The 21370-nt window shown below is 69.6% G+C and carries 20 protein-coding genes; 7 read left to right on the top strand and 13 right to left on the bottom strand.

Annotation, left to right across the window (positions count from 1 at the left end):
* Nucleotides 1-2: 2 nt before the first annotated feature.
* Nucleotides 3-1601, top strand: a complete 1599-nt coding sequence (garD, locus tag MFF40_RS03315) for a galactarate dehydratase (protein WP_238259665.1) — start codon at nt 3-5, stop codon at nt 1599-1601.
* A 74-nt stretch (nt 1602-1675) separates the two neighbouring features.
* Here garD and MFF40_RS03310 read toward each other — a convergent pair whose 3' ends face one another.
* Both MFF40_RS03310 and MFF40_RS03305 read right to left on the bottom strand, forming a co-directional pair.
* Nucleotides 1676-2065: a type II toxin-antitoxin system VapC family toxin gene (locus MFF40_RS03310; protein ID WP_238259664.1), complete on the bottom strand. Its 390-nt coding sequence runs from the start codon at nt 2063-2065 to the stop codon at nt 1676-1678.
* Nucleotides 2058-2345, bottom strand: a complete 288-nt coding sequence (locus MFF40_RS03305; RefSeq protein ID WP_147856226.1) for an AbrB/MazE/SpoVT family DNA-binding domain-containing protein — start codon at nt 2343-2345, stop codon at nt 2058-2060. The genes MFF40_RS03310 and MFF40_RS03305 overlap by 8 nt, the downstream gene beginning before the upstream one ends.
* Before the next feature lie 337 nt (nt 2346-2682).
* On the opposite strand from MFF40_RS03305, the gene MFF40_RS03300 reads away from it, so the two are divergent.
* Entirely contained in the window at nt 2683-3927 is a 1245-nt protein-coding gene (locus tag MFF40_RS03300) for a PepSY-associated TM helix domain-containing protein (protein WP_238259662.1), read from the top strand.
* A gap of 464 nt (nt 3928-4391) precedes the next feature.
* On the opposite strand, the gene MFF40_RS03295 is transcribed toward MFF40_RS03300, so the two are convergent.
* The 6 genes from MFF40_RS03295 to MFF40_RS03270 all read right to left on the bottom strand — a co-directional run bounded on the left by MFF40_RS03295 (nt 4392) and on the right by MFF40_RS03270 (nt 12833).
* Entirely contained in the window at nt 4392-6491 is a 2100-nt protein-coding gene (locus tag MFF40_RS03295) for a TonB-dependent siderophore receptor (RefSeq protein WP_438804096.1), read from the bottom strand.
* 684 nt (nt 6492-7175) lie between these two features.
* On the bottom strand, nt 7176-7808 hold the full coding sequence (locus tag MFF40_RS03290) for a TetR/AcrR family transcriptional regulator (protein ID WP_238259659.1): 633 nt from the start codon (nt 7806-7808) through the stop codon (nt 7176-7178).
* Nucleotides 7805-8104: a hypothetical protein gene (locus tag MFF40_RS03285; RefSeq protein WP_238259657.1), complete on the bottom strand. Its 300-nt coding sequence runs from the start codon at nt 8102-8104 to the stop codon at nt 7805-7807. The genes MFF40_RS03290 and MFF40_RS03285 overlap by 4 nt, the downstream gene beginning before the upstream one ends.
* A 242-nt stretch (nt 8105-8346) precedes the next feature.
* The gene (locus tag MFF40_RS03280; RefSeq protein ID WP_238259655.1) at nt 8347-10188 is read right to left on the bottom strand and encodes an NADPH-dependent assimilatory sulfite reductase hemoprotein subunit; all 1842 of its coding nucleotides are present in this window, start codon (nt 10186-10188) and stop codon (nt 8347-8349) included.
* Between the two features lie 249 nt (nt 10189-10437).
* Nucleotides 10438-12207, bottom strand: a complete 1770-nt coding sequence (locus MFF40_RS03275) for a diflavin oxidoreductase (RefSeq protein ID WP_147898004.1) — start codon at nt 12205-12207, stop codon at nt 10438-10440.
* A gap of 110 nt (nt 12208-12317) precedes the next feature.
* Nucleotides 12318-12833 carry an Lrp/AsnC family transcriptional regulator gene (locus MFF40_RS03270; protein ID WP_147857649.1) on the bottom strand — a complete coding sequence of 172 codons (516 nt, stop codon included), beginning with the start codon at nt 12831-12833 and terminating at the stop codon, nt 12318-12320.
* A gap of 269 nt (nt 12834-13102) precedes the next feature.
* On the opposite strand from MFF40_RS03270, the gene MFF40_RS03265 reads away from it, so the two are divergent.
* The 3 genes from MFF40_RS03265 to cysN are packed head-to-tail and all read left to right on the top strand — an operon-like array spanning nt 13103 to nt 16268.
* Nucleotides 13103-13915, top strand: a complete 813-nt coding sequence (locus MFF40_RS03265) for a phosphoadenylyl-sulfate reductase (RefSeq protein WP_147898005.1) — start codon at nt 13103-13105, stop codon at nt 13913-13915.
* Nucleotides 13912-14862 carry a sulfate adenylyltransferase subunit CysD gene (cysD, locus tag MFF40_RS03260; RefSeq protein ID WP_147856965.1) on the top strand — a complete coding sequence of 317 codons (951 nt, stop codon included), beginning with the start codon at nt 13912-13914 and terminating at the stop codon, nt 14860-14862. Before MFF40_RS03265 ends, cysD begins: the two co-directional genes overlap by 4 nt.
* Nucleotides 14862-16268 (top strand): sulfate adenylyltransferase subunit CysN, encoded by a 1407-nt coding sequence (gene cysN / locus MFF40_RS03255; protein ID WP_147898006.1) that lies wholly within the window; start codon nt 14862-14864, stop codon nt 16266-16268. The genes cysD and cysN overlap by 1 nt, the downstream gene beginning before the upstream one ends.
* A gap of 121 nt (nt 16269-16389) precedes the next feature.
* Here cysN and MFF40_RS03250 read toward each other — a convergent pair whose 3' ends face one another.
* The 3 genes from MFF40_RS03250 to MFF40_RS03240 all read right to left on the bottom strand — a co-directional run bounded on the left by MFF40_RS03250 (nt 16390) and on the right by MFF40_RS03240 (nt 18109).
* On the bottom strand, nt 16390-17415 hold the full coding sequence (locus MFF40_RS03250; RefSeq protein ID WP_147898007.1) for an LLM class flavin-dependent oxidoreductase: 1026 nt from the start codon (nt 17413-17415) through the stop codon (nt 16390-16392).
* Between the two features lie 84 nt (nt 17416-17499).
* Nucleotides 17500-17832 (bottom strand): type II toxin-antitoxin system RelE/ParE family toxin, encoded by a 333-nt coding sequence (locus tag MFF40_RS03245; RefSeq protein WP_147856802.1) that lies wholly within the window; start codon nt 17830-17832, stop codon nt 17500-17502.
* On the bottom strand, nt 17819-18109 hold the full coding sequence (locus MFF40_RS03240) for a ribbon-helix-helix domain-containing protein (RefSeq protein ID WP_147856803.1): 291 nt from the start codon (nt 18107-18109) through the stop codon (nt 17819-17821). Before MFF40_RS03240 ends, MFF40_RS03245 begins: the two co-directional genes overlap by 14 nt.
* 156 nt (nt 18110-18265) lie before the next feature.
* Here MFF40_RS03240 and MFF40_RS03235 point away from each other — a divergent pair, with 156 nt between their 5' ends.
* Nucleotides 18266-19468 carry a pyridoxal phosphate-dependent aminotransferase gene (locus tag MFF40_RS03235; protein ID WP_147856804.1) on the top strand — a complete coding sequence of 401 codons (1203 nt, stop codon included), beginning with the start codon at nt 18266-18268 and terminating at the stop codon, nt 19466-19468.
* A 20-nt stretch (nt 19469-19488) separates the two neighbouring features.
* Here the strand turns inward: MFF40_RS03235 and MFF40_RS03230 are convergent, their stop codons facing one another.
* The gene (locus tag MFF40_RS03230; RefSeq protein WP_147898008.1) at nt 19489-19923 is read right to left on the bottom strand and encodes a type II toxin-antitoxin system VapC family toxin; all 435 of its coding nucleotides are present in this window, start codon (nt 19921-19923) and stop codon (nt 19489-19491) included.
* Nucleotides 19920-20207 carry a type II toxin-antitoxin system Phd/YefM family antitoxin gene (locus tag MFF40_RS03225; protein ID WP_147898009.1) on the bottom strand — a complete coding sequence of 96 codons (288 nt, stop codon included), beginning with the start codon at nt 20205-20207 and terminating at the stop codon, nt 19920-19922. The genes MFF40_RS03230 and MFF40_RS03225 overlap by 4 nt, the downstream gene beginning before the upstream one ends.
* 120 nt (nt 20208-20327) lie before the next feature.
* On the opposite strand from MFF40_RS03225, the gene MFF40_RS03220 reads away from it, so the two are divergent.
* Nucleotides 20328-21170 (top strand): DUF1932 domain-containing protein, encoded by an 843-nt coding sequence (locus MFF40_RS03220; protein WP_238259653.1) that lies wholly within the window; start codon nt 20328-20330, stop codon nt 21168-21170.
* Nucleotides 21171-21370 lie beyond the last annotated feature (200 nt).

Raw genomic sequence — 21370 nt, 5'->3', positions numbered from 1 at the left:
CGATGCAGGCCGAGATCGACAGCGCGACCCAGGATCGCCCGACCCAGGATCGCCCGAGCCTCGAGCGCCCGGCCGGGGACGTGCCGCGCACGATCCGGCTGAGCGAGCACGACAACGTCGCGATCGTGGTCAACGCCTTCGGGCTGCCCGCCGGCACGGCGTTCCCGGACGGGCTCGAACTCGTCGAGTTCGTCCCGCAGGGCCACAAGGTGGCGCTGTCCGACATCCCGGAGGGCGGCGCGGTGCGTCGCTACGGCGAGGTGGTCGGCATCGCCACGCAAGCGATCCCGCGGGGCGCCTGGGTCGAGGAATCCCGGGTCGCGACCCCGGTCGCCCCCGCCCTCGACGCGCTGGAACTCGCCACACGGGTGCCGGCGCCCCTGCCCCCGCTCGAGGGCTACACCTTCGAGGGCTACCGCAACCCGGACGGGTCGGTGGGCACCAAGAACATCCTGGCGATCTCGATCAGCGTGCAATGCGTCGCCGGCACCCTCGACGTGGCGATCAGGCGGATCAAGCAGGAGCTGCTGCCGCGCTTCCCCAACGTCGACGACGTGGTCGGCCTCACCCATGCGTATGGCTGCGGCGTCGCCATCAACGCCCCGGAGGCTGTGGTGCCGATCCGGACCCTCCAGAGCCTCGCGCAGAACCCGAATTTCGGCGGCGAAGCGATGGTGGTCGGGCTGGGCTGCGAGAAGCTCGTCTCGGAGCGGCTGCTGCCCGATGGCGGCGCTTCCGGGGACGGGGTGGTCCGGCTCCAGGACGAGCGCCACCAGGGCTTTTCCGCGATGCTCGACAGCATCCTGGCGATGGCGGAAGCCCGCCTGGAGGTGCTGAACCGGCGCACCCGCGAGACCTGTCCGGCCTCCGATCTCGTGATCGGCCTGCAATGCGGCGGCAGCGACGCGTTCTCCGGCGTCACCGCCAACCCGGCCCTCGGTTACTGCGCCGACCTGATCGTGGCCTGCGGCGGCACCGTGCTGTTCTCCGAGGTCACCGAGGTCCGCGACGCGATCCACCTCCTGACCCCCCGGGCCAGGACGCCGGAGGTGGCCCAGGCCCTGATCCGCGAGATGGCCTGGTACGATGCCTATCTCGCCAAGGGCGAGGCCGACCGCCGGGCCAACCCGTCGCCCGGCAACAAGAAGGGCGGCCTCAACAACATCGTCGAGAAGGCCCTGGGCTCGGTCGCCAAGTCCGGCACCGGCGCGATCGCCGGGGTGCTGGCGCCGGGCGAGCGCGTCCGCGAGAAGGGCCTGATCTTCGCCGCGACCCCAGCCAGCGACTTCGTCTGCGGCACGCTCCAGCTCGCCTCGGGGATCACCCTGCAGGTGTTCTCCACCGGCCGCGGCACGCCCTACGGTCTCGCTCAGGCCCCGGTGATCAAGGTCGCCACCCGGACGGAGCTGGCCGAGCGCTGGTCCGACCTGATCGACCTCGATGCCGGCCGCATCGCCACCGGCGAGGCCACGATCGAGCAGGTCGGCTGGGAGCTGTTCCACCTGATCCTCGACGTGGCGAGCGGGCGCAAGCGGCCCTGGTCCGACCGCTGGGGCCTGTTCAACGACCTGACCCTGTTCAACCCGGCGCCGATCACCTGAGGCCGGGCCGCGGTCGCGGAGCCTCACAATGCCGTGCCGGGCTTGGGCAAGCGCGGCCTGCCGATCCGTGCCGGTCAGCGCAGCACGTCGATGTCGACCGAAACGGTCTGGCCCAGCCGCGCCCAGGCCCTGTCCGACGTCAGGGCCGGAGCGTTCTCCAGCCTTGCGGTCGCCAGACAGGCGCGGTCCCCGAGCGAGAGGCCGGCGTGCCGGGTGAGTGGGCGCATCCGGGCGGTTTCCCGCGCCTCCACCATCCCGAACGGCAAGATCGTGAGTTGCAATCCTTCGAGGATCGCGTCGACGGTGTTTCCGGGTATGCCGAGGTCGAAAAGTTTCGTCATGACCTCGGCCGCGTTGACAGCGGAGACCTTGGCGCCGGGCAGGTGAGCGGCCACGCGGTCGGCTCCGGCCTCGTCGAAGATGACCGTCAGGACGGCCGATGCGTCGAGGATCGGATCAGGCATGCGGGTCGGCGTTGCCCTCGGCATCCTCACGGGCCGCGTCTGCACGTTTCTCCGCGATGAACGCATCGACCACGGATCCGCGGCCCTCGGCAAAGGGCGCCGCCAGGCTACGGACACGCTTCAGGGCCTGCTCGACCGTTGTGATGCGGATGCCATCTTCATCCTGTGTGAGGATGACGCGGCCCGATCCGGTCAGACCCAGGATGCGGCGCATCTCCGCGGGAAGGTTCATCCTCCCGTTCTCGCCGACCTGGACCGTCCGGCGCAGAGGTTGATGCATCGAATCGAGCCCCTTTCACAGACCATGCGGGAGTGGGTGGCGTATCCCGGGCATGATCCTGTCACCGGATGGCGGCTCTGTCACCCGTCAGATCGCGTAGGGCTACGCGGCTCGTCGTCGTCTGCGTGGCCGAACTCTGCGCGAGCATCTTTCCACGAAGGAGAAATCCATTCGGCTCTGACAATGCCACACTATCAAAGACCTCGCGCATCATCGGGAAAGGTCGCCCCCGGCTTTCGAAAAACGAGGACGCGACATCAAAGGTCTAGAGCATCATCCCGAAGCCGATGTCCAAGACGATGTTCTCGAGCAAAATTCGTTTTAACGGGACCGGATTTTGCGCTACGCAGCCGGCATCGTGAAGCCGCTGCCGATTCCCTCCCCCCGGACCGTCCTGTTCCGCCTGCACTGGGCGCTCGGCCTCACCGCCGGGTTCGTGCTCGCGCTGATGGGCCTGACCGGCGCGCTGATGAGCTACGAGGAGGCGATCACCGCCTTCGCCAACCGCGACCGGATGCGGGTCGAGGCGGCGGACCGGGTGCCGCTTGCCCCCACCGCCCTCGCCGCCCGGATCGACGCCCAGGCGGGCGGCCGAATCGTGAACGCCCTCACCCTGTCGGACGACCCGAACGCGAGCGCGTTCGTGCGCTTCGCCCGCGACCCGGAGACCCGGGTGCGGCCGCCCTCGGTCTATGCCGACCCCTATGACGGCGCGGTGCTGGGCCCCGTCCGGCTGGAGGCGGCCTTCGCGACGGTGCGGGACCTGCACCGCTGGCTGCTCATTCCCGGCGGGTCCAAGGGCTGGGGCCGGACCATCACGGGGGCTTGCACCCTGGCGCTGATCGTGTTCCTCGCCACCGGCCTCTACCTGCGCTGGCCCAAGATCCATCGTTGGCGGATCTGGCTGAAGCCGAGCCTGTCGCGGCCGGGCCGGCCGCGCTGGTGGTCCCTGCACGCCGTGGCCGGGACCTGGCTGACGCCGGTCTACCTGGTCATCGCGCTCACCGGCCTGACCTGGTCCTACCCGGCGTTCAAGGACGGCGCCACCTGGCTGCTCGCCGGGCCGTCGGAGCGGGCGAAGCCGGCCCGCATGGCCGGCCATGGGGAGGCTTCTCCCGTGCCGGACTCCCGGCCCGACGCCGTCGACCGCGCCTGGGCGGCGTTCCGGGCCGGAGAGGGGCAGGAGGCCGGCGTCGTGACCCTGACCCTGCCGGGGGCCGACACGGCGACGATCCGCATCCGCTGGCTGCCCCGGGGTGTCGCGTCCCTCAGCGCCCGCAACGAGGCGCGCTACGACGCCGCCACGGGCGCCTTCCTGTCAGCCGAGCACGCCGCCGACACGCCCCTCGGGCGGCAGATCCTCCAGTCCATCCTGGAGGTGCATCGCGGCCGGTTCTTCGGCGACCTGTTCGCCCTGCTGTTCTGCCTGGCAGCGCTGGCCATGCCGGGCTTCGCCGCCACCGGCCTGACCCTCTACATCCTGCGTCGCCGCGCGAGCCGCCGGCGTGCGCAGCCGAGAGCCGCGACGCCCCTCCGCGTGGCGAAGCCCCGCCCGGAGCCCGTCGGCGACACGGGACGGTAGCGCGGCGAGGACGACCGGGTTTCCAAAGGGCTCAGCCCTTTGGCGGGGTTCGGGGCAAGACCTCTAGGATTTGGCCCCTGATGGATCGGGCAAAGCCCGACAGCAGGGTTCCACCCTGCGCCCGCAAAAGGTCCCAGACACAGCGGTTTCAAGATGTTGGGCTGAGACCAGGACATGTGTCGAGCAGGTCCGCCCGGCCCTTTCCCGGGCGCATGCAGCGCTAGCGGAATGCGACCCGGGATCCAGCACAATACGGCGCGCAGCGTCCGCCTGATCGACCCGTGCCGCTGGCGCGGCGCTTCGTGTGCTGGATCCCGGATCAGGTTCCGCTTCGCTTCACCCGTCCGGGAAAGGGGCGCGCGTGATCGGCTCGGGAGCGCCGATCCCACGACGCGCACCTGGCCAAACACCTTGAAAGGGCTGGGCTGGAGGCCTCTCGAACCCCTGATTTGCGCCGATCCGGCTCACATCCGCGCAGTGATCGTCGCCAGGAGGGTGAAAGGCGCACCGGGGGTGTTGTTGAACTGATTGAACGGCTGCTCGATGTAGCGTGCGTTCGCCAGGTTCCGGATGTTGACCGCGAACCGGTAATGCGCGTCGATGTCGTAATACACGGCTGCGTCGATCCGATTGTACGCCCCGACCTTGTAGCTGTTGTTGAGGTCGCCGAAGCGCTGGCCGACATGGGTGACGCCGATGCCGAGCCCGAGACCGCGCAGGGAGCCGGCCTGGACATCGTACGTCGTCCACACGCTGCCGCTGAAGGCCGGCGCGCCCAAGAGGCGGTTGCCGACCGCGAAGACCCTGTCCTTGGTGATCCGCGCATCGAGATAGCCGACGCCGCCGATGACCTTCCAGCCCGGAAGGATCTCGCCGGCCAGGTCCGCCTCGACGCCCTCCGAACGCTGCTGGCCGGTGATCACCGAGAAGTTGGTGTTGACGGGGTCGTTGCCGGCGACGTTGTTGCGGGTGATCCGGAAGGCGGCCGCGCTCAGGGTCAGGTCGGGGTTGATGTCGATGCGGGTTCCGACCTCGAGCTGCTCGCCCGTCTCGGGTGCCGGGTTGACGACGTTGAGGACGTTCGCGGTCTGCGGCGCGAAGGACGTGGCGTAGCTGGCATAGAACGTCAGCGGCTCGAACGGCCGATAGATCAGGCCGACCCGCGGCGAGGCGCCGAAGAGTTGCTGCTCCGGAGGTTGGGTTCTCGAAGCCGGAAGGCGATTGAAGTAATATTGGGTGCCGAGATCGAACCGGGCGCCGAGCACGAGCTGCAACTGGGGCGTGAGGGCGATCTGGTCCTGCAGGTAAAACCCGAACAGTTCGAGCTTCTGCTTCAGCTCTGACTGAAACCCGAGCGCGCCGGGAGTCCCGCCGAAGACCGGGTTGAAGAAGCTGACCGGGGTGTAGGTGCCCTGCTGCGAATAGGGATGGCGGAAGCCGTTGGTGTACTCGAACCCCACGAGGGCGGTGTGGGCGAAGCCGAGCGTGTCGAACTTCATGATCGCTTCGGTCTGGGTATCCACGGCTGCGAAATGCGAATCGACCGAGGCGTCGCGCCGCGTGACCTGGGTCCCGGCGTTGTTCACCCCGGTGGCACGGGCCGTGAACAGGTTGAACGCCCCCCATTGCCCGTTGATCACTTGCCGCAGCGTCAGGTTTTCATTGACGTCGTGTTCGGCCCGCATCGTGATCCCGTTGACCTCGCCGTAATAGCGCGAGGACGGCTCTCCGTAGTAGCGGCGGATGTTGTCCAGCGGCACGCGGCCACGGAAAGCGATGAGCCCCTCATCGTACTGGGTGCGCTGGCTGGTGGCTTCCGCGTTGATGTAGACCCTCGTGTCGGCGCTCGGCGTCCAGCTCAGCGCCGGCGCGATGAAGATGCGCCGGTTGGTGTCGCCGCCGATGTCGCGGAAGGTCGGATCCTCCTGCGCGGCGAAGGTGAGGCGCGCGGCCAGCCCATCGATGGACGGGATCGCGCTGGAAACCGAGCCCTGGAACCGCCGGAAGCCGAAGCTGCCGCCCTGGACGCTCGCGTCCGCGGTCGGCTCCAGGGTCGGCCTGCGGGTGACGATGTTGACGACCCCGCCCGGGTCGCCCCGGCCGAACAGCACGGAGGCCGGCCCCTTGATCACCTCGACCCGTTCGGCGTTCGCGAGGTCGCGTTCCACCGGATAGAAGTTGATCGCCGGATTGACCAGGATGCCGTCGACGGCGAAGAGCTGCGTGGCGAAGCCGCGGATGACGTAGTTCTGCGAGCGGCCCTGCACGGTGCTGCCGGGCGTGACGTTGCTGACATTGGTGACGGCATCGGTCAGGCGCAGGTCCTGCTGGTCCGTGATCACCTGGCGCGGGACGACGTTGATCGATTGCGGCGAGTCCCGCAGGGGCGTGTCGGTCTTGGTCGCGGTCGCCGAGCGCGTGGCGCGATAGCCGACGACCGGGCCGTCCGCCCGCTCGGGACCCGTGCCGGTGACGCTCAGTTCCGAGAGGATGACCTCGTCCTGGATCGGGCTGGATTGTGCGTGGACGACAGTCGTCGATGCCGCAAGCAGAGTAAAAACCAGCCCATATCGCTTATTGTTTGTGCAATTGCGGTCTGAGTTTGAGACAACGGCGCGGATTGTTCGGCCTTGAGGCATAGTTTTGAGTCATTCTTAAGAAGATCGTCGCGTCGATGCGCCCTTGTCTTTGCGTACGATTGTCGGCCTGATTCAATGCGTGATTGTAATCGACGGGCTCACAGGCGCAGGAACTCATCGGACGTGTCCGGTGCGTCACACATCCCTTTGGAATGATTTTAAATCTTACGGATTGTGGAGACTTAAACGTGCGCAAATGCGCAAAATACACGTCCAGGCGTTGATGCGGGTCGCTCCGGGGCGGAGATCGACAGGCGCGCCCGTCGGCCTCTTCGAATCAGATGCGCGCTCATCGCGTCCGAGTCCTTCGCGCGCGTCGCCGTGCATTCGGATCGGGGCCCCCCGGGCGCGCGGGTCGCGGCCTGCGGCTGGCCCGGCGCGGCGCGTGCCACCCATATCGAGGCCTGCGGGCTGCGCAGCACCGCGCGCAGGCAGCCGCGCACCGTGGCGGCTCGGCCCAGATCGATACGTCCTAGGATGTGCCGTCGCCGCCGTTGGCGATCCTGCCGGTGCGGAACCGGGCCGGCCTTGTCCGGCGGTCCTTACGCCGCGCCGTGTTGCGGATTGCGCCGGACGAGCGAGCCGCAGGGCTCGGTCCGCAGACGGGAATCAGTGGTCCTGCCGCGGCATGCCCGGGGCGGCGCGCGGCAGGCGGCCGTCGAGGCCGGTCGCCAGCAGGGCGTGGAGCTGGGCGACCGCGGGGGCCGGATCGTAACCGGGCAGGATCGCGCGGCCGACGATGATCCCCTTCATCAGCGGGGCGACCAGCCCGTAGAGCCGGTCCGGGTCGCAATCCGGGCTGGTGGCCAGCGCCGCGAAGGTTTCGGTGAACCAGTCCCGGGTCTCCGCCTCGGACCGGGCGGTCAGGTCGGAGATGGCGGGGTTGCGGGTGGCCTCCGACCAGATCTCCATGCGCAGCACCGCGGCCTCCCGGGTGATCGACACGAAGTAGCGCGCGATGAGGTCGAGCAGGGCCGCGCGCGGGTCGCCGCCGTGCCCCATCTCTTCGACGAGCTGGATGCCGCGCTCGCGCTCGCGCTCCACCAGCCCGACGACCAGGGCTTCCTTGGATTCGAAGTAGCGGTAGAAGTTGCCCGGGCTCATCGCGGCCTCGCGGGCGAGGTCCTGCATCGTGGCCCGGTGGAAGCCGTTGCGCACGAAGCAGGCCTCGGCGGCGTCGAGGATGTGTTCGCGCCGCGCGGCCTGGCCGGAGCGCGCCTCGGCGGCCGCCGGCACGCTCACGGGGCGAACTGCGCGACCGCGGCGACGCGGCTCTGGTCCTTCGCGGGAATGGTGGCCGCACAGGCCTGGGCGGTCTGGCTCAGGTCGGCGCACAGGCGCGCCTGCCAGCCCTTCGGACCCGCGCCGGTCCAGCTGATCAGCGCCATCCAGGCGAGGACCAGAACGGCGGCGAAGGTGAGGTTCGAGGGGGTGCAGAAAGCCCGGACCGTCGCGAAGAGGCGCGCCGCGCCGGGTCCGGACGGGGCGAACCGGTCCTCGTCCAGATCCGACCAGCGACCTTCGAGCGACAGAGCCATGGCTCACTCCTGCTTGCCCCACTGTCGTAATGAACGTTCATTCTCGCGTCAATGAACGTTCGTTCTCATGGGCAGGGATGGGCGGGCCGTCCGTCGATATGGTTTCCGGATGATTGCGTCGTGCCGTCCGGCCGATGCGAGGCGCAGGCCACGGCCCCGCGCCCGGGACCGGCCAAACGGTCTCAGAAGAATCGCGCCTCCCGGGGCCGAGGGTGCGGTCTCGGCCCCGGGATCGCGTCGGCTCAGGCGTGTCCGACCGGCTTGAGGGCCCCGGTCCGGTCGTGGAAATCCGGCCCGTTGATCGTCCGGGCGACGTGCCCGGCCCGGATCAGGTAGTCGCCGAAATGCTCGCCGGGGTTCCGGCCCTTGGCGAAGTCGGCGAAGAGCGGATCCAGGGTGTCGCGGATGTCCGAGGCCGCCACATCCTCCTTGTAGAGCTTGCTCAGGCGCGAGCCGTCGAAGGCGGCGCCGAGATAGAGGTGGTAGCGCTCGGGCCCCCGGCCGACGAGGCCGATCTCGGCGATGAACGGGCGGGCGCACCCGTTCGGGCAGCCGGTGGAGCGGATCGTGATCTCCTCCTCGGCGAGCCCGTGCGTGGCCAGGCTCTGCTCCAGCTCGGTCATCAGGTCCGGCAGGTAGCGCTCGCTCTCGGCCAGCGCGAGGCCGCAGGTCGGCAGCGCCACGCAGGCGATGGAGTTGCGCCGGAGCGCCCCGGCACCCTTGGTGATGCCGTACTGATCGACCAGCGCCTCGATCGCGGCGCGCTTCGCCGCCGGCACGTTGGCGACGATCACGTTCTGGTTGGCGGTGAGGCGGAAATCGCCCTCGTGCACCTGGGCGATCGCGCGCAGGCCGGTGAGGAATTGCGGGCCGTCCTCGTAATCCTTGATCCGGCCGGACGGGACGTAGAGCGTCAGGTGGTGACGGCCGTCGTCGCCCTCGGTCCAGCCGAAGCGGTCGCCGTTGTTGGTGAAGGTGAAGGGCTTCGGCTCGCCGAGCGTCTTGCCGATCCGGGTCTCCACCTCGGCCCGGAACGCCGCCAGGCCGTAGCGCTCGATCGTGTACTTGAGCCGGGCGTTCTTGCGGTTCTTGCGGTTGCCCCAGTCGCGCTGGACCGTCATCACGGCCTCGGCGACCTTGATGGCGTCCTCGGGCTTCACGAAGCCCATCACGTCGGCGGTGCGCGGGAAGGTCTCGGGCTCGCCATGGGTCATGCCCATGCCGCCGCCCACGGTGACGTTCCAGCCGGTGACCTGGTTCTTCTTGTCCAGGATGGCGATGAAGCCGAGATCGTGGGCGAAGATGTCGACCTCGTTGGAGGGCGGCACCGCCACGACGATCTTGAACTTCCGCGGCAGGTAGGTGCGGCCGTAGACCGGCTCGACCTCCTCCTCCTCGCCGCCGACCACGCGCTCGCCGTCGAGCCAGATCTCCCGCCAGGCGCTGGTCTTCGGCAGCAGGCTGTCCGAGATGTCCTTGGCGAGGGTGTGGGCGGCCTTGTGGGCGCCCGCCTGAGCCGGGTTGGTCGCCGCCATGACGTTGCGGTTGACGTCGCCGCAGGCCGCGATCGTGTCGAGCAGGGCCGCGTCGATGGCCGCCATCGTGCGCTTGAGGTTCGACTTGATCACGCCGTGATACTGGAAGGTCTGGCGCGTGGTCGCCCGCAGGGCGCTGCCCGCATAGGTGACCGCGATGTCGTCGAGGACCAGCCACTGCTTCGGGCTGATCACGCCGCCGGCGATGCGCAGGCGGATCATGAAGCTGTAGGCCTTGTCGAGCTTCTTCTTGGTCCGCTCCGGGCGCAGGTCGCGGTCGTCCTGCATGTACATCCCGTGGAACTTCACGAGCTGCCCGTCATCCTCGGAGATCGCCCCGGTGGCGTGCTTCAGCAGGCCGTCGGCGAGGCCGCCGCGGAGGTAGCCGCTGGCGATCTTGATGTGCTCGTTGGCGGCGAGCTGGGCCGCGCGGGCCGCCTCGGCATCGGTGATCGGCCGGTCCTTGGGCGGGGTCTCGTAGACGCGGGCGGCCGGGGTCTGCGCCAGGGCCTGGGCGTCGGCGTCGTCGCGGGGGCTGTGGTCGTCCATAAGGTGAATCCGTCTGTCTGAACGCGTCTCCCACCCCCTTCATGGGGCGGGTGCCAGTTCACGGTAGGGGCGGGATCCGCGACAGTCCCCCTCTCCCGTGCGGGAGAGGGTTGGGGTGAGGGGGGCGCCCTCTCCGGAAAGACCTGGATCCCTCACCCTTTCCCTCTCCCGCATGGGAGAGGGGACCCGCGCTCCGACTGTCTCCGTCGCATCTTGGTGCTCTCCCCGGGATCGGGGAGCGCGATGATCTCAGTAAACGTCCTGCTGGTAGCGGTGGCTGCGCTCCAGGGCCGCAACCTGCGCCTCGGCGTCGGCCGGGCTCAGGGATTTGGCGATCTCGTAGGCCCGCACCACGGCGGCGCGCACGTCCTTGGCCATGTTCTTGGCATCGCCGCATACGTAGAAATGGGCGCCGCCCTCCAGCCAGGAGACCAGCTCCTGCGCGTTGTGGGTGATGCGGTTCTGCACGTAGATCTTCTCCGGCTGGTCCCGGGAGAAGGCGACGTCGATCTTCGTCAGCGAGCCGTCCTCCAGGGCCTCCTGCCATTCGAGTTGGTACAGGAAGTCGTGCAGGAAGTGCCGGTCGCCGAAGAACAGCCAGGAGCGGCCGGGCGCCTCGATGGCGCGGCGCTCCTGCACGAAGGCGCGGAACGGCGCGACACCGGTGCCGGGGCCGACCATGATGATGTCGGTGGCCGGATCCTGCGGCAGGCGGAAGTGCCGGTTCGGCTTCAGCCGCACCCGCAGCTTGGCGCCGTCCCGGATCCGGTCGGCGACATGCACGGAGGCGACGCCCGAGCGGGCCCGCCCGTGGGTCTCGTAGCGGACCGCCACGATGGCGAGGTGGACCTCGTCGCCCACCTCCTTGCGCGAGGACGCGATCGAGTAGGCCCGGGGCGGCAGCGGCCGGGTGATGGTGTTGAGATGCTCGGCCGTCAGCGCGGCCGGGAAGGTCGCCAGCAGGTCGATCAGGTGCCGTCCCTCGATCCAGGCCCGGGCCTCGCCGCTGTCGATCAGTTTCTGCGCGTCGGCGTGGCCGGTCGCCTTGACGAAGCGCTCGATCGTGGCGGCCGACAGGGTGGTGATGTCCCGCTCGGCGAGCAGCGCCTGGCGCAGGGCCTCGTCGCCCGAAAGCCCCGCGGCGTTCAGGATCTCGTCCACCAGCTGCGGGTCGTTCTCGGGGAAGACCTCGAGCGAATCGCCGGGCTCGTAGGCGGGCGCGCCGTCCTCGAAGGCCAGCGCCAGGTGGATCGTCTCCTTGTCGGAGCGGGACGAGTTGAGGTTCACGTGCTCGACGACCTCGACCACCAGCGGCTCGCGGCTCGGCTCGGCCTCGTCGTCCTCGCCGGCGGCGGTGCGGGCGAAATCCACCGCCACGACGTTGTCGGGCGTCTCCGCCGGGGCGAGGGCCTTGAGGGTGTTCTTGATCCAGTCGGCGGCCGGCTTCTCGAAGTCGAGGTCGAGGTCGGCGCGCTCGGCGGCGCGCTGGCCGCCCAGCGCCTCGAAGCGCGCGTCGAGCGCCTTCCCGATGGCGCAGAACTCGACATACGAGGTGTCGCCCAAAGCCAGCACCGCGAAGGGGACGCCGTCGATGCGCGGGGCGCCCTCACCCATCAGTTCGCCGTAGGCCCGCACGGCCCGTGCCGGCGGCTCGCCTTCGCCCCAGGTCGCCGCGATGGCGATGAGCTTGCCGGCCTTGGGCAGGCTCGCCAGGTCGAGGTCCGAGAAGTCCACGACCTTCGGCTTGAACCCCTGCTTGCGCGCGAGCTTGGCGACGTTGCCGGCCAGCGCCTCGGAGTTCCCCGATTCGCTGGCATAGAGGATCGTCAGCGGCTCGGCGGCCTTGGGCGGGGCGGCCGGGACGGCGGCCGGCTGCCCTCCGGCGGCGTCGAGGCCCGCCAGGAAGCCCGCGAGCCACGCGCGCTGCACGGGCGTCGCGCTGCCGAGCACGGCATCGAGGCTGGCGCGCTCGCCGTCGCCGAACGGGGCGGTGCGCGGAAGGAGATTCTGGCGTGCCATCAGGGGACCATGTCGTGGCCTACGGGGCCGGTGTCAATCGAAAACGTTCTTTTTGCAGAACGCGCCTGAACTAGGATATTGCATTCGTTGCGCCGCAATAAAAGAGAAGATCATTCTCCAACCACGGCGAGGACCGGGCCGGTGCCGGGGAGGTGGCGCCCGGTTTTCGGGGGTGCCGGGAGCGGCAGGGCGGTGGTGGACTTCACCTTCTCCATGGCGAATCGCGAGGTGACGTTCTTCAGCGGCAGCACCGCGATAAGCTGCTTGTAGAAGCTGTCATAGGCCTGCATGTCGGCAACCACGACGCGCAACATATAATCCACGTCGCCGGCCATCCGGTAGAATTCCAGCACCTCCGGCATGGCCGAGATGGTCGCAGCGAAGCGCTGAAGCCATTCCTGGGAGTGGTCGGCGGTCTCGATCGAGACGAACACGGTGAGGCCGAGGCCCAGCTTGACCGGGTCGAGCACCGCCACCCGCCGGTCGATCACGCCGTCGGCCTCCAGCTTCTGGATGCGCTTCCAGCATGGGGTCTGGGACAGGCCGACGCGCTCGCCGATCGCCGCGATGGAGAGGGTCGCGTCCGCTTGGAGCAAGGCGAGAATCTTGAGATCGATGGCGTCCAAGGTCGTCTCCGTGGGATCCTTCCACGCTGGGCCGCGCGCGGGGAGTTTAGGCGTTTCTGAGGGCCGCCGAGAAGAATCTTTTGTCGTGCGGGGTCTCGGGTGCGGAGGAACAGGGTGCGCCACCGCACGCCAGGCCACCCGGATATGCCCGACAAGCACCCCGAGCCGCCTTGACTTCGTTCGTTATAGCGAACATTTCGACCCTTCGACAACTGGGTGCGGCGTGATCCGCGCCCTTATCCCACGCACCAACCTCAGGACATGTCGCGATGACCCGTCCGGACCGAACGATGGCCGAGTCCCTGTCCGAGCGGCTGTCCGGGCTCGACCTGCCAGGTCGCCTCCACCTGATCGCCGCCGAGATCCCGGGCCGGCTCGTGTTCACCACGAGCCTCGGCGTCGAGGACCAGGCGCTGACCCACGGGCTGGCGATGGCCGGGCTGGCGAAGGGCCGCGTCGAGATCGTCACCCTCGATACCGGCCGGCTGTTCCCGGAGGCCTACGACACCTGGGCCGAAACCGAATCGGCCTACGGGATCCGGATCGGCGCCTACGCGCCGGAGCGGACCGCCGAGGAGGCGTTCGTCCGCGACGAGGGCATCAACGGCTTCCGGCGCTCGGTGGCGGCCCGGCAGGCCTGCTGCGGGTTCCGCAAGGTCGAGCCGCTCGGCCGGGCGCTGGACGGCGCGAGCGGATGGCTCACCGGCCTGCGCGCTGGCCAGTCGGCCAACCGCGCCGAGACGCCGCTCGCCGAGTTCGATCCCGCCCGCGGCCTGATCAAGCTCAACCCCCTGGCCGACTGGTCCCGGGCGCAGGTCGACAGCTTTGTGCGCGAGAACTTCATTCCCTACAACGTCCTGCACGATCGCGGCTTCCCGTCGATCGGCTGCGCCCCCTGCACCCGCGCCGTGAAGCTCGGCGAGCCGGAGCGCGCCGGGCGCTGGTGGTGGGAGCAGGAAGAGAAGAAGGAGTGCGGCCTGCATGTCGGGCGGCCCTCCGCGTCGATCCAGCCGGGCCAGGAGCCCGCCATCTTCGAGAGCACCCCAGACGTGAAGACCCGCCAGCCGGAGTTCGCCCGATGAGCGCAGCCCTCGCCGCCGCGGTGCCGACGGGCGCCCCCGCCTCCGCCGACCGCCTCAGCCACCTGAAGCGGCTGGAGGCCGAGAGCATCCACATCTTCCGGGAGACGGTCGCCGAGGCCGAGAACCCGGTGATGCTCTACTCGATCGGCAAGGATTCCTCGGTGCTGCTGCACCTGGCCCTGAAGGCGTTCGCGCCCGGCACCCTGCCGTTCCCGCTGCTCCACGTCGACACGACGTGGAAGTTCCGCGAGATGATCGCCTTCCGCGACGCCCGGGTGAAGGAACTCGGCCTCGACCTCCTGGTCCACACCAATCCGGACGGGCTCGCCCGCGGCATCGGGCCGGTGAGCCACGGCTCCGAGGTCCACACCGACGTGATGAAGACCCAGGCGCTGCGCCAGGCGCTCGACAAGTACAAGTTCGACGCGGCCTTCGGCGGCGCCCGCCGCGACGAGGAGGCAAGCCGGGCCAAGGAGCGGATCATCTCCTTGCGCACCGCGCAGCACCGCTGGGATCCCAAGCGCCAGCGCGCGGAGCCCTGGCACCTCTACAACCTGAAGAAGAAGCGCGGCGAGTCCCTGCGGGTGTTCCCGCTGTCCAACTGGACCGAGCTCGATATCTGGCTCTACATCGAGCAGGAAAAAATCCCGATCGTGCCGCTCTACTTCGCGGCCGAGCGTCCGGTGGTGGAGCGCGACGGCCAGCTGATCATGGTGGACGACGACAGGCTGCCGCTGGAGCCCGGCGAGGTTCCGCAGCAGCGCCTGGTCCGCTTCCGGACCCTCGGCTGCTACCCGCTCACCGGCGCGGTGGAGAGCGACGCGGCCACGCTGCCCGAGATCGTCGGCGAGACGCTGGCGGCGCGCACCTCGGAGCGCCAGGGCCGGGTGATCGACAAGGACGGCGCGGGCGCCATGGAGCGCAAGAAGCAGGAGGGGTATTTCTGATGACGGTGCACCAGGCTCCCACCGCGTTCAGCGACCGTGCCGCCACCTATCAGGCGTTCCTGGCCGCCCACCAGAGCAAGGCCGTGCTGCGCTTCATCGCCTGCGGTTCGGTGGATGACGGCAAGTCGACCCTGATCGGCCGGCTGCTGCACGACACCAAGCAGATCTTCGACGACCAGATCTCGGCGCTCCAGCGCGATTCCCGCCGCCACGGCACGCAGGGGCAGGAGATGGACCTGGCGCTGCTCGTCGACGGCCTCCAGGCCGAGCGCGAGCAGGGCATCACCATCGACGTCGCCTACCGGTTCTTCTCCACCGACAAGCGCTCGTTCATCGTGGCCGACACCCCCGGCCACGAGCAGTACACCCGCAACATGGCCACCGGCGCCTCGACGGCGGACGTGGCGGTGATCCTGGTGGATGCCCGACAGGGCCTGATCCGCCAGACCCGGCGCCACGCCCTGCTGGTCTCGATGCTGGGCATCCGCCGGGTGGTGCTGGCGGTGAACAAGATGGACCTCGTCGGCTGGTCGCAGGACACGTTCGACGCGATCCGCTCGGGCTTCGCCGCGTTCGCCCGCGACCTGAACTTCGCCGAGGTCAAGGCGATCCCGCTCTCGGCCAAGAACGGCGACAACGTCGTGGAGCCCGGCATCGCCACCCCCTGGTACACGGGCGGCACGCTGCTCGACTATTTGGAGACCGTGCCGGTGCACGCGGAGGCGCTCAACGCTCCGTTCCGCATGGCGATCCAATGGGTCAACCGGCCGAATTCCGAGTTCCGCGGCTATAGCGGGCGGATCGCCAGCGGCCGGGTCCGCCCGGGCGACGCCGTCACCATCCAGCCCTCCGGCCGGACCTCGACGGTGGCGCGGATCTACACCGCCGACGGCGACCTGCCCGAGGCCGGCGAGGACGAATCGGTGACCCTGGTGCTGGCCGACCAGATCGACGCCTCCCGCGGGCAGGTGATCGCGGCGTCCGGCGCGCCCCTGCGGGTCGCCGAGAGCTTCGACGCCCGGCTGTTCTGGGCGGCCGAGACCGAGCTGGCGCCGGGGGCGAGCCTGCTCGCCAAGATCGGCACCGCCACGGTCAACGCCACCGTCGAGCGGATCGTCTCCCGGATCGATCCCGAGACCGGCAAGCCGGGCCCGGCCGAGCGCCTCACCGCCAACGACATCGCGGACGTGTCCCTGCGCCTCGACCGTCCGGTGGCGGTGGACGCCTACGCGGCCAACCGCGAGACCGGCAGCCTGATCCTGATCGACCGCGAGACCACCGACACGGCGGCGCTCGGGCTGGTCCTGGCGCTGAAGGGCGAAGCCGCCCCGGCGGCCTCCGCCGCACCGCCTGACGAGAAGGCCCCCGGCCTGCTCGGTCGCCTCGGCCGCCTGCTGGGGCGCTGACGCCAAGGTTCCGGATCCAGAAGGTCCGGGACCTTGTGCGGGTTTAGGGCGGAGCCTTGGTTCATCGGGGCTCCGCCCCGATACTCCGCCAAAGGGCTGAGCCCTTTGGGATCCCTGACCGTCAGGCCGCCTCCGAGACCGCGCCGAGGCCCCAGGCTTGGGCCAGCCGGGTATAGGAGTCGTGCCGCGCCGCCTGGTCGGGGATCGCCGTGACGATCATCAGTTCGTCGGCCTGCGTCCGCGCCACGAGGTCCATGAGCCGCGCCCGCAGGGTCTCCGGCCCGCCCACGTGCAGCTTGTCGCGGCCGCGCTCGATCTGGGCCCGCTCCGCGTCGGAATACGGGTAGGCGAGCGCTTCCTCCAAGCTCGGCAGCGGGCGGTACTCGCCGCGCTCCCGTCGCAGAGTCGAGAGGCGGGCGCTCGCGGCCTGACGCTCGGCCTCCGCGTCGGTGGCGCCGCAGATCGCCGCCACCGCGAGGATCGCATGGGGCTGCGTGCCGAGCCGCGTCGGCCGGAACAGGCGGCGATAGGCCAGCATCGGCGCCTCGGCCGGCATCCCGGAGAAGTGCTGCGCGAAGCCGAAGCCGCAGCCGATGTCGCCGGCGAGCTGGGCGCTGTAATCGGACGATCCGAGCAGGAAGATCGGCGGCAGCGGCACGCCGGACGGGCTCGCCTGGATCTTTCCGAACGGGTGCCCCTCCGGGAAGCCGCCGTCCCAGAACAGCAACTCCTGCAGGCGGTCGAGGAAGTCGTCGTTGCCGCCCTCGCCGGGCGCCTCCCGGCGGCGCAGGGCCCGGGCGGTGAGCCCGTCGGTGCCGGGCGCGCGCCCGAGGCCGAGGTCGATCCGGCCCGGGAACAGGGCCTCCAGCACTCGGAACCGCTCGGCCACCATCAGCGGCGCGTGGTTCGGCAGCATGATGCCGCCCGAGCCGACCCGGATCGCCCGGGTCGCGGCGGCGATCTGGCCGATCATGATCTCGGGGGCCGGGCTCGCCACGTTGGGCAGGGCGTGGTGCTCGGCCAGCCAGTAGCGCCGGTAGCCGAGACCGTCGACGTGGCGCGCGAGCGCCAGCGTGTCGTGCAGCGCCTGCGCCGGGGTCGAGTCGGCGCTGACGAAGGAGAGGTCGAGGACGGAGAGCGGTGTCATGGTTGGGAGATAGGGAGGCGGGCTGGCCGGTGCGAGGGCCGGTCGAGGGGCCGATGCCCGTGCTGCAGGCGACGCAGGTCGCTCTCAGTTCGTCCCGCCTGCTTGATCCCCGCCCTGGAACAGGGTCTCGAAGTCTCGGCCGCCGTAGAAGACGTTGACGATCTCCACCCGATCGCCGTTGACGTGATAAGCGATCACAGCGGATCGTTCGAACGATACCGTCCGCAACCCGGGCTCCAAATCGTCGCGCGGGCGACCACCATGGGGTGCGTCGCCGACACGTTCACAGCGGCTGACGAGCCGGTCCAGAAACCGGTCGGCAACGCTCGGATCGCGGCTCGCCTCGTAGACCCAACGGTAGATCTGCAGCAGATCGAACTCGGCTTCCGCACGGAAGACGACCCTAAGGCGTCGCATTCCGGTGGGCCTTCACGGTCTCGGCATGAAGGGCCTTGATGTGAGCTCGGACCTCCTCGACGCTCAGCGGCGGCCGCGGGTCGTCGAGGGAGCGGCGGATGCGGGCGCGGATCGCGTCGAGACGTTCGGCATCCTCCCGGCGCCGGCTCTGCCAAGCCTGCACCGCGTCCTCCAAAACCTCGCCGAGCGAGGCGTATTCGCCGGCCTCGACGCGCTCGCGCAGGGTGCGGACCGTCTCGGGAGGCAGCGTGACGCTGATCGTCTCGGCGGGTGGCATGACTCGGCCTCTTCACTCGGCCTCTTCGGATCGGCACGATCCTAGCATGAAAACCGGGCTGCCGCGCAGCCTTGTCCGCACCGCACCGTCGGCCTAGGGTCCCCGCCGCATCGCGGGCGTCCGAGATCGCCTCGCCCTCACGGAGATCGACACATCATGGCTCTCCTCGCCGACGTCCTCTCGCGGGTGAAGCCGTCCGCGACCATCGTGATGACCCAGAAGGCCCGGGACCTGAAGGCCTCCGGCGTCGACGTCATCAGCCTGTCGGTGGGCGAGCCGGATTTCGACACGCCGGACCACATCAAGCAGGCCGCGATCGAGGCGATCCACCGCAACGAGACCCGCTACCCGCCGGTCTCGGGCATCGCGCCCCTGCGCGAGGCGATCGTGCGCAAGTTCAAGCGTGAGAACGGGCTCGACTACAAGGTCTCGCAGACCATCGTGGGTACCGGCGGCAAGCAGGTGCTCTACAACGCCTTCCTGGCGACCCTGAACCCCGGCGACGAGGTGGTGATCCCCCGTCCCTACTGGGTGTCCTACCCCGAGATGGTCGGGCTCTGCGGCGGCACGCCGGTCTTCGCCGACACCGACATGGCGCACGGCTTCAAGCTTCAGGCGGAAGAACTCGACCGGGTCCTGACGCCCAAGACCAAGTGGATCGTCCTCAACTCGCCGTCGAACCCGTCCGGGGCCGCCTACACGCGCGACGAGATGAAGGCGCTCACCGACGTGCTGCTGCGCTATCCCGACGTGCACATCCTCACCGACGACATCTACGAGCACCTGACCTACGGCGACTTCGCCTTCGTCACCCCGGCCCAGGTCGAGCCGCAGCTGGTCGAGCGCACGCTGACCATGAACGGCGTCTCCAAGGGCTACGCCATGACCGGCTGGCGGATCGGCTACGCGGCCGGGCCGGAGAAGCTGATCAAGGCGATGGACTTCGTCCAGGGCCAGCAGACCTCCGGGGCGAGCACGATCGCGCAATGGGCGGCGGTCGCCGCCCTCGACGGCCCCCAGGACCACCTGGCGAAGTTCCGGGCGGCGTTCCAGGGCCGGCGCGACCTGGTCGTGTCGATGCTCAACCAGACCAACGGCCTGACCTGCCCGACGCCGGAGGGCGCCTTCTACGTCTACCCGTCCTGCGCGGCGCTGATCGGCAAGAAGACCGAATCCGGCAAGACCATCGAGACGGACGAGGATTTCGTCACCGAGCTGCTCCAGGCCGAGGGCGTGGCCGCCGTGCACGGCTCGGCCTTCGGGCTCGGCCCGAACCTGCGCATCTCCTACGCCACCTCCAACGCCGTCCTGGAGGAAGCTTGCCGGCGCATCCAGCGGTTCTGCGGCTCGCTGCGGTAAGTCCCGCGCCTACGCAAGCCTCAAGGGAGCGGGTCGGTCCATGGATTGAAGATCGGGACGCCGGTCTGCAAGAAGTCCGAGGTGTTTCTCGTGGCTAGCGTCAGTCCTGCATCCAGGGCCGTTGCGGCGATCAGCAGGTCCGGCTGCGAGAACGTGTGCCCGCGTTGCCGGCCCTCTTCGACCAGAAATCGCCAGTGCACGATCACGTCTTCGTCGAGGGGCAAGATGCGTCGCTCGAACATCGGCCTGAGCCGGTGCGCGAGCCAATCGGCCAGGTCCGTCCGACGGGCTCCGTCGGCGAGCCGCTCGATCCCGAAGCGGAGTTCTGCGAGCGTTACGCAGCTCACGAAGAGGGCGTCGAGCGGTTGGGCGGCGACGAAGGCCACGACCCTCTGCTCGGGTCGCGGACGGCGTAACTCAGACAGGACGTTGGTATCGAGCAGCCAGCGAGTCACAAGCCGACATCGCGAACCGGCATCACCACAGATTCGGGCTCAAGATCGATGTCCCGGTGGGGTGAGGCTTGCAGCGCATCGATGAGCGACTGGCCCGTCGCAGGTCCGGTGAGCCGACGGAACTCCTCAGCGGAGATCACGACGACGGCCTCCCGGCCTTGGACAGTCACATGCTGCGGGCCATCGCTCCTGACTCGCCGAACGAGTTCGCCAAACCGGCTCTTGGCGTCCTGGAGGCGCCAATGCCTGGGCTGCTCGGGCGGATGCTCTGCACGTTGGGCCATGCTCGCAAGATTATCGGCGTGCCGTGTGATCGTAAAGGCGATCCCGGATCGTGGAGCACGTGATGACATCGTAAGCGCGCCGGCTACCATAGTCCCGGCAGCGCATTTTCGGAGCCTCCCATGCCCACCATCGCGGTGATCGCCCCCGGCGCCATGGGCAGCGCCATCGGGGCGCGGCTGGTCGAGCACGGCGCCCGCGTGCTGACCGCGCTCGCAGGGCGCGGAGCGGCGAGCCGGGCACGCGCCGAGGCGGCCGGGATGGTCGATGCCGATCTGGCCGACCTCGCGGCCGCCGACATCCTGCTGTCGATCGTGCCGCCCGCCGACGCGGAGGCCCTGGCTCACCGCCTCGCCCCCGCCCTCGCCGCAGCACCGCGCAAGCCGGTCTATGTCGACGCCAACGCCGTCAGCCCGGACACGGTCGGGCGCATCGCCGCGATCGTCGCCGGCGCGGGCGCGCCCTTCCTCGACGGGGCGATCCTGGGCCTGCCGCCGAAGCCCGGCGGCACGGGGCCCCGCGTCTACGTCTCCGGGGACGATACCGCCCCGGCGATGGCCCTGCGCGCGTTGGGGCTGGACCTGCGCGTCTGCCCCGGGCCCGTCGGCGCGGCCTCCAGCCTCAAGATGAGCTATGCCGGCCTCAACAAGGGGCTGACGGCGCTCGCCGCCCTCATGGTCCTGGCCGCCGAGCGGGCCGGGGCTGGTACGGCACTTCTCGACGAGCTCGCCGAGAACGAGCCGGCGCTGCTGGCCCGGTTCGCCAAGGCCCTGCCCGACATGGCGCCGAAGGCCTATCGCTGGGCGCCCGAGATGGGCGAGATCGCCGACTTCCTCGGGCCGGACGCGGCCGGGCGGCAGGTGTTTTCGGGTTTTGGCGATCTGTACGCGCGCCTGGCCGCGGGGTCGGACGACGCCGAGATCGCCGCGCTGATGCGCTTCGCCGCGGCCGCTGCGGCGCGCTGATCGCCGCGGGGGGCGCCGAATCGGCCGTCGCTCTGTTGCCGGCTCGGCTGCCACCCTCTACACGAGCGGTCTCCCGCGGCCGATGCGCCTGAAGGTTTCGCGAGCCCGCTCGGGCCTGCATGGTAGCGGGGCCGGCAGTGACGGGGTGGTTCGGACCAGTTCTCTGGACCAATCCTGTGAGGCTCAGTGGGCCGAGTCGC

Source organism: Methylobacterium mesophilicum, from assembly GCF_022179445.1.
Classification (GTDB): Bacteria; Pseudomonadota; Alphaproteobacteria; order Rhizobiales; family Beijerinckiaceae; genus Methylobacterium; species Methylobacterium mesophilicum.
The sequence above is the reverse complement of the archived record's forward strand: the minus strand, read 5'-3'. Positions and strand labels throughout refer to the sequence as shown.

What these genes read in the sequence shown, in the direction of transcription:
- MFF40_RS03280 (WP_238259655.1), bottom strand. Translation starts at nt 10,188, where the DNA reads ATGGACGACCACAGCCCCCGCGACGACGCCGACGCCCAGGCCCTGGCG.
- cysD (WP_147856965.1), top strand. Translation starts at nt 13,912, where the DNA reads ATGAGCGCAGCCCTCGCCGCCGCGGTGCCGACGGGCGCCCCCGCCTCC.
- MFF40_RS03220 (WP_238259653.1), top strand. Translation starts at nt 20,328, where the DNA reads ATGCCCACCATCGCGGTGATCGCCCCCGGCGCCATGGGCAGCGCCATC.
- MFF40_RS03310 (WP_238259664.1), bottom strand. Translation starts at nt 2,065, where the DNA reads ATGCCTGATCCGATCCTCGACGCATCGGCCGTCCTGACGGTCATCTTC.
- garD (WP_238259665.1), top strand. Translation starts at nt 3, where the DNA reads ATGCAGGCCGAGATCGACAGCGCGACCCAGGATCGCCCGACCCAGGAT.
- cysN (WP_147898006.1), top strand. Translation starts at nt 14,862, where the DNA reads ATGACGGTGCACCAGGCTCCCACCGCGTTCAGCGACCGTGCCGCCACC.
- MFF40_RS03235 (WP_147856804.1), top strand. Translation starts at nt 18,266, where the DNA reads ATGGCTCTCCTCGCCGACGTCCTCTCGCGGGTGAAGCCGTCCGCGACC.
- MFF40_RS03225 (WP_147898009.1), bottom strand. Translation starts at nt 20,207, where the DNA reads ATGGCCCAACGTGCAGAGCATCCGCCCGAGCAGCCCAGGCATTGGCGC.
- MFF40_RS03265 (WP_147898005.1), top strand. Translation starts at nt 13,103, where the DNA reads ATGACCCGTCCGGACCGAACGATGGCCGAGTCCCTGTCCGAGCGGCTG.
- MFF40_RS03250 (WP_147898007.1), bottom strand. Translation starts at nt 17,415, where the DNA reads ATGACACCGCTCTCCGTCCTCGACCTCTCCTTCGTCAGCGCCGACTCG.
- MFF40_RS03245 (WP_147856802.1), bottom strand. Translation starts at nt 17,832, where the DNA reads ATGCGACGCCTTAGGGTCGTCTTCCGTGCGGAAGCCGAGTTCGATCTG.
- MFF40_RS03305 (WP_147856226.1), bottom strand. Translation starts at nt 2,345, where the DNA reads ATGCATCAACCTCTGCGCCGGACGGTCCAGGTCGGCGAGAACGGGAGG.
- MFF40_RS03285 (WP_238259657.1), bottom strand. Translation starts at nt 8,104, where the DNA reads ATGGCTCTGTCGCTCGAAGGTCGCTGGTCGGATCTGGACGAGGACCGG.
- MFF40_RS03240 (WP_147856803.1), bottom strand. Translation starts at nt 18,109, where the DNA reads ATGCCACCCGCCGAGACGATCAGCGTCACGCTGCCTCCCGAGACGGTC.
- MFF40_RS03275 (WP_147898004.1), bottom strand. Translation starts at nt 12,207, where the DNA reads ATGGCACGCCAGAATCTCCTTCCGCGCACCGCCCCGTTCGGCGACGGC.